At 73.7% G+C, this 6,274-nt stretch carries 6 protein-coding genes; 4 read left to right on the top strand and 2 right to left on the bottom strand.

All coding sequences use genetic code 11. The annotated features are described in order from the left end of the window. Window positions 1-2 precede the first annotated feature (2 nt). Both DLJ47_RS14860 and DLJ47_RS14855 read right to left on the bottom strand, forming a co-directional pair. Complete coding sequence (locus DLJ47_RS14860) at window positions 3-569, bottom strand: YbjQ family protein (RefSeq protein WP_109900604.1); 567 nt, start codon at window positions 567-569, stop codon at window positions 3-5. A gap of 24 nt (window positions 570-593) precedes the next feature. Then, window positions 594-1,277 carry a S1 family peptidase gene (locus tag DLJ47_RS14855; RefSeq protein WP_109900603.1) on the bottom strand — a complete coding sequence of 228 codons (684 nt, stop codon included), beginning with the start codon at window positions 1,275-1,277 and terminating at the stop codon, window positions 594-596. 412 nt (window positions 1,278-1,689) lie between these two features. Between DLJ47_RS14855 and purS the strand changes: the two genes are divergently transcribed. The 4 genes from purS to DLJ47_RS14835 all read left to right on the top strand — a co-directional run bounded on the left by purS (window position 1,690) and on the right by DLJ47_RS14835 (window position 6,220). Continuing rightward, window positions 1,690-1,953, top strand: coding sequence for a phosphoribosylformylglycinamidine synthase subunit PurS (gene purS, locus DLJ47_RS14850; RefSeq protein WP_030332194.1), 264 nt, complete (start codon window positions 1,690-1,692; stop codon window positions 1,951-1,953). Further along, entirely contained in the window at window positions 1,950-2,633 is a 684-nt protein-coding gene (purQ, locus tag DLJ47_RS14845) for a phosphoribosylformylglycinamidine synthase subunit PurQ (protein ID WP_109900602.1), read from the top strand. Before purS ends, purQ begins: the two co-directional genes overlap by 4 nt. 70 nt (window positions 2,634-2,703) lie before the next feature. After that, entirely contained in the window at window positions 2,704-5,460 is a 2,757-nt protein-coding gene (purL, locus tag DLJ47_RS14840) for a phosphoribosylformylglycinamidine synthase subunit PurL (protein WP_109900601.1), read from the top strand. Window positions 5,461-5,464: 4 nt separating this feature from the next. Beyond that, the gene (locus DLJ47_RS14835) at window positions 5,465-6,220 is read left to right on the top strand and encodes a 2-phosphosulfolactate phosphatase (protein WP_109900611.1); all 756 of its coding nucleotides are present in this window, start codon (window positions 5,465-5,467) and stop codon (window positions 6,218-6,220) included. The last annotated feature ends 54 nt before the right edge of the window (window positions 6,221-6,274 follow it).

Genomic DNA, 6,274 nt, shown 5'->3' with positions numbered 1-6,274 from the left:
GGTCAGGTGTCGCGGGTGGGGGTTTCGGCGGCGGTGCGGAGGTTGGGGGCGCTGGCCGGCTCGGCGATGCCGCCGGGAGCCTCCGCGATCTCGCCCTCGTGCGCGGTCTCCGCGGCGACCAGCGGCTGGTCGGGCGGCATGACGTCGGGCATCTTGGGTACCACGATCACCGCGGTGCCGTAGGCGCAGATCTCCATCCACATCTCGCCGCAGTCGCGGCTGTCGAACCGCATGCCGACCACGGCGTTCGCGCCGAGCCGGCGGGCCTCCTCGCCGAGCCGGGCCACCGAGTCGGTACGCCACCGGGTGAGGTTGTCCGGCGCCATCGGGTCGTACGCGCCACCGCGCAGGTTCTTGACCCCCTCGCGGTACGGGTTCCGCGTCCTGGCCATCGATGACACCACTTCGCCGAGAATCTGGCGGATCTCGTACCCGGGTAGTTGCTCCGTCGTCACGACCAGCACGTTTCCGATGCTGTCAGGGGACCCGGCACCCCATCGTGAGGGTTGTTCACCTGATCGGATGCTGCAAAACGGCGCGGCGCGGACGGCTGGCACGTCGCCGACCATCCGCGCCGCCCGGGGCGCTAACCGTCAGACACCGGCCACCGAGGTGATCCAGGCCCGGTTGTACGCGACACTGCCGTAGTTCTGGATGTTCACGCCGTCGGCGGTGGAGGCGACGCCGACCTGGCGGCCGTTGTAGAACTGCGGGCCGCCCGAGTCGCCCCGCCACGCGTTGCCGTTGATCCGGGTGCTCCGGATCGCCTGGCCGCCGTACGCGTCGGTGGCGCTGTTGCTGGTCACCCGGACGCTCGCGGTCTTCAGCTGGCTGGACGCGGAGCAGCCGCTGTAGCAGGTCATGCCCCAGCCGTAGATCGAGTTGGTGGAGTTGATCGGGGGGTTGCTGGTGGCCAGCGTGACGTACGAGGTGCTCACCGAGCTGGACAGCCGTATCAGGGCCAGGTCGTAGCGGCTGTAGGTGGCGCTGACGGTGCGGGTGACGCCGCCGGAGGAGCGGTAGACGCTGCCCACCCGGACCGACATCGAGCCGCCGAGGCAGTGCCGGGCGGTGAGCACCCACTGCGGGGCGATGATCGTGCCGGAGCAGGTGAACGAGCCGTTGCTGAACACCGCGGCCGCCCACGGGGCGGACGAGACGGTGCCGCCGCCGATGATCGGGTCCGGGCCGGCCGGGGCGGCGACGGCGCCGGAGCTGGCACCGAGCAGGGTGGCCGCGGTGGTGGCGAGGACCGCGACCAGGGATCGGATGCGCATTGCGGGGGCTCCTTCTGCGGGGATGGACCCGGGTTCGCCGGGCCCGGCCTGCCGGCCGGCGGGCGGGGGTGGCCCGGCGGCCGGGGACAATCATCGACGTCCGACGATGTATCGTAGGGCCCTGAGATGTCGTTCACAAGAGTTTCATCGAAATTGAACGATGTACTGGGTGGGGGCGGCCCGGCCCGGCTCGCCGGACCGGTCGAACCGGGCGAAACGGCAGGTGCGGCAACGAACACGCATCGGGATCGCAACGACTCGGCATCGGTCCCACCGGCCCGCCGCCGATTACGTCGATCACTGCCTGACCCGCGTCCGGCCGGTGCGGCCGGGGCGGGATCTGCCAGGTAGGCTGGCTGCGCTCGCCCGTTGTGGGTCGGCACCCAACTGCGTACACAGTCAGGAGTGCCCAGTGCCTCGCGTCGTCGTCGACGTCATGCTCAAGCCCGAGATCCTCGATCCGCAGGGCCAGGCCGTCGCAAACGCGCTGCCCCGGCTCGGCGTCAGCGACGTCGCCTCGGTCCGGATCGGCAGGCGGATCGAGATCGAGTTCACCGGTGAACCGGACCTGGACCGGGCCCGGGAGATCGCCGACAAGCTGCTCGCCAACCCGGTCATCGAGGACTTCACGGTCCGCCTGGTCGAGGCCGACGAGACCGCGGACGCCCGCTCGTGACCGCGCGGGTCGGTGTGGTGACCTTCCCCGGCTCGCTCGACGACGGGGACGCGGCCCGGGCCGTCCGGATCGCCGGTGCCGAGCCGGTCCGTCTCTGGCACGGCGACCCGGCGCTGCACGGGGTGGACGCGGTCGTGCTGCCCGGCGGCTTCTCCTACGGTGACTACCTGCGTTGCGGCGCCATCGCCCGGTTCGCCCCGGTGATGGAGACGATCGTGGACGCGGCCCGGGGCGGCCTGCCGGTGCTCGGCATCTGCAACGGCTTCCAGATCCTCTGCGAGGCCCACCTGCTGCCCGGCGCGCTGACCCGCAACCAGCACCTGCACTTCCGCAACCGCGACCAGTTCCTCCGGATCGAGTCGGTCGGCACCGCCTGGACCAACACCTTCCAGCCCGGCCAGGAGGTGCTGGTCCCGGTCAAGAACGGCGAGGGCTGCTACGTCGCCGACCCCGCGACCCTGGACCAGCTCGAGGCCGAGGGCCGGGTGGTCGCCCGGTACATCGGCGGCAACCCGAACGGGTCGCAGCGCGACATCGCGGCGATCACCAACTCCGCCGGCAACGTCGTCGGCATCATGCCGCATCCCGAGCACGCGGTGGAGGAGCTGACCGGCCCCTCCCTGGACGGTCTCGGCTTCTTCACCTCGGTCCTCAAGCACCTGGTGGGGGCGCCGGCGTGACCGGTCGCGGCGGGATCATCGGTCGGCTCACCCGCCCGCAGGGCGGCCACGAGCGCAGCGAGGAGAGGTCATGACCACCCACCCGGACCCGGTACGGGAGACCCCGGAGGTCGCCCCGGTTGAGCCGCGGGCGGCCGCCGACGTGCCGCCGGCCGCGCCGGCCGCCGGTTCGGCGCCCGCCGACTGGGCCGACGGCGTGGACACCGTGCCGCGCGCCGGTGGCACCCCGGGCGAGCTCCAGCCGTACGCCGAGCTCGGGCTCCGCGACGACGAGTACGAGCGGATCCGGCACATCCTCGGCCGCCGGCCCACCCAGGCCGAGCTGGCCATGTACTCGATCATGTGGAGCGAGCACTGCTCCTACAAGTCCAGCAAGGTGCACCTGCGCCAGTTCGGTGAGAAGGCCCCGCCGAGCGACCGGCTGCTCGCCGGCATCGGCGAGAACGCCGGCGTGGTGCGGGTCTCCGACGAGCTGGCGGTGACCTTCAAGGTCGAGTCGCACAACCACCCGAGCTTCGTGGAGCCCTACCAGGGCGCGGCCACCGGCGTCGGCGGCATCGTCCGGGACATCCTCGCCATGGGCGCCCGTCCGGTGGCGGTGATGGACCCGCTGCGCTTCGGCGCCGCCGACCACCCGGACACCGCCCGGGTGCTCCCCGGCGTGGTGGCCGGCATCGGCGGCTACGGCAACTGCCTGGGCCTGCCGAACATCGGCGGCGAGGTCGTCTTCGACCCGTGCTACCAGGGCAACCCGCTGGTCAACGCGCTCTGCCTGGGCGTGCTGCCGGTGAACCGGCTGCAGAACAAGGCCGCCGCCGGGCCGGGCAACGTCGTGGTGCTGATGGGCGCCAAGACCGGCCGGGACGGCATCGGCGGCGTCTCCGTGCTGGCCAGTGCGACCTTCGACGAGGGCAGCGAGGAGCGGCGCCCGTCCGTCCAGGTCGGCGACCCGTTCATGGAGAAGCTGCTCATCGAGGCGTGCCTCGAGCTGTACGACGCCGAGCTGGTCGTCGGCATCCAGGACCTCGGCGGCGCCGGCCTGACCTGCGCGCTCACCGAGACCGCCGCCGCGGCCGGCACCGGCATGCGGGTCTGGCTGGAGCGGGTGCCGCTGCGCGAGCCCTCGATGGAGCCGCACGAGATCCTGGCCAGCGAGTCGCAGGAGCGGATGCTGCTGGTCGTCGAGCCGGAGAAGCTCGACGCGGTGCTCAAGACCGCCGAGAAGTGGGGCGTCTGGGCCACCGCCATCGGCGAGGTCACCCCGCCGGCACCGGACGGCCAGCCGGGCCGGCTGGTGATCACCTGGCGGGACCACCTGGTGGTCGACGTCCCGCCGGGTTCGCTGGTCGACGACGGTCCGGTCTACGCCCGCCCGATGCGCGAGCCGGCCGACCTGATCCTGCTCCAGGCCGACCGGGCCGAGACGCTGCCCCGGCCGGCCGACCCGGAAGCGCTACGCGAGACCGTGCTGCGCATGGTCGCGTCGCCGAACCTGGCCGACAAGACCTGGGTCACCGAGCAGTACGACCGGTACGTGCTGGGCAACACCGTGCTGGCCCAGCCGGAGGACTCCGGCGTGATCCGGATCGACGAGCGGACCGGGCTCGGCGTCGCGCTGTCGGTGGACGGCAACGGCCGGTACGCCCGGCTCGACCCGTACCACGGCACCAAGCTGGCGCTCGCCGAGGCGTACCGGAACGTGGTGGTCACCGGCGCGAAGCCGATCGCTGTCACCAACTGCCTGAACTTCGGCTCGCCGGAGGACCCGGGCGTGATGTGGCAGTTCGCCGAGGCCGTCCGCGGCCTGGCCGACGGCTGCGCCGAGCTGGGCATCCCGGTCACCGGCGGCAACGTCAGCTTCTACAACCAGACCGGCGCCGCGGCCATCCACCCGACTCCGGTGGTCGGCGTGCTGGGCGTCCTCGACGACGTGGCCAACCGGGTGCCGATGGGCTTCGTGCCCCGGCCGAACGGCGACCACGACCAGCTCTTCCTGCTCGGCGAGACGCACGTGGAGCTCTCCGGCTCGGAGTGGGCCTGGGTCACCCACGAGCACCTCGGCGGCGTACCGCCGCAGGTCGACCTGGCGCACGAGCGGGCGCTGGGCGAGCTGCTCGCGGAGGCCGCCCGGGTCGGGCACCTCAGCTCGGCGCACGACCTCTCCGACGGCGGTCTGGCGCAGAGCCTGGTCGAGTCCTGCCTGCGGCGCGGCGTCGGCGCCCGGGTCGCGGTGCCGGAGCGGTTCGCCGGCGGCTCGATGCCGTTCGTCTACCTGTTCAGCGAGTCCGCCGGGCGGGTGCTGGTCTCGGTGCCGCGCGGCCACGAGAAGGCGTTCACCGCACTCTGCGCCGAGCGCGGGGTGCCGTTCGAGCTGATCGGCGTCACCGACCCGGCCGGCGGTGCGCTGGAGGTGCACGGGCAGTTCCGGATCGGCCTGGACGAGCTGCGCGCCGCGCACACCGCGACCCTGCCGCGCCTCTTCTCCGGTGCCGAGGTCGCCGAGGTGCCGGCGCCGGCGACCGGCGTGGCCGGTGCCGTCGAGGCGGTGCCGCTGCCGGTCACCGAGCCGGCCGCCGAGGTGGCGCCGGTGGACCCGGCGAGCGTCGAGTCCGAGCCGATCGCGTCGGCCGGGCCGACCCCGCGGACCGGCGCGGCGGAGCCCGTCGCCCCGGCCGCCGACGAGGCCCCCGAGGCTGCGGCGGATCCCGCCCAGGCCGCCGCCGACGAGCCGGCCGAGGCTGCTGACCGCGGCGAGCCGGCCGAGGCTGCCGCCGAGGCGACCGACGCCGGTGACGGCGAGCAGCCTGCCGCGCCCGATCAGCGCTGAGGCGTTGGCCGCGGCGGTCTACGCGCAACCCGGTTCGGGCGCCCGGTTCGACTGGGGGCTGAGCGGGGCGGCCGAGCTCGGCCGGGTCTGCGCGGTGCTGGTGGTGGTGGACGTGCTCTCGTTCACCACCGCCGTCGAGGTGGCGGTCGGCCGCGGCATGCGGGTGCACCCGTTCCCGTGGGGCGAGCAGGCCGCCGAGTACGCCCGCCGGGTCGGTGCGGTCGCCGCGGTGGGCCGCCGGAGGACCACCCCCGAGCATCCGTGGTCGCTCTCGCCAGCGGCGCTGAGCACCGCCCCGGTCGTCGCCGACCTGGTGCTGCCCTCGCCGAACGGTTCGGCGATCAGCGCCGCGGCCAGCGCCACCGGCCTGCCGGTGGTCGCGGCCTGCCTGCGCAACGCCCGCGCCGTCGGCCGCTGGCTCCAGCGACAGGGGTACGGCTCGACGGACGCGCCGGTCGGCGTGATCGCCGCCGGCGAGCGTTGGCCGGACGGGTCACTGCGACCCTCGGTGGAGGACCAGCTCGGGGCGGCCTGCGTGCTGGATGCGGTGTCGAACGTGCCGGGCGGGCTCTCCGTGGAGGCGGCCATGGCGCTCGCCGCGCTGGCCAGCACCCCGGACGTGCCGGCCGCCGTTCGGGGCTGCGTCTCGGGCCGGGAGCTGATCGAGGGCGGCTTCGCCCAGGACGTCGAGATCGCGGTACAAGTCGGCGTCTCGGACGTTGTTCCGGTGCTCCGCTCCGGCGTCTTCTCCGCCGCCTGACCCCACCGCGCGGCGACCGCTCGGCGAACCGTGCCGTCCGTGCTGCCCCGACGG

The sequence above is a fragment of the Micromonospora sp. S4605 genome (assembly GCF_003176715.1).
In the GTDB taxonomy this organism is placed as follows: Bacteria; Actinomycetota; Actinomycetes; order Mycobacteriales; family Micromonosporaceae; genus Micromonospora; species Micromonospora echinaurantiaca.
The sequence above is the reverse complement of the archived record's forward strand: the minus strand, read 5'-3'. Positions and strand labels throughout refer to the sequence as shown.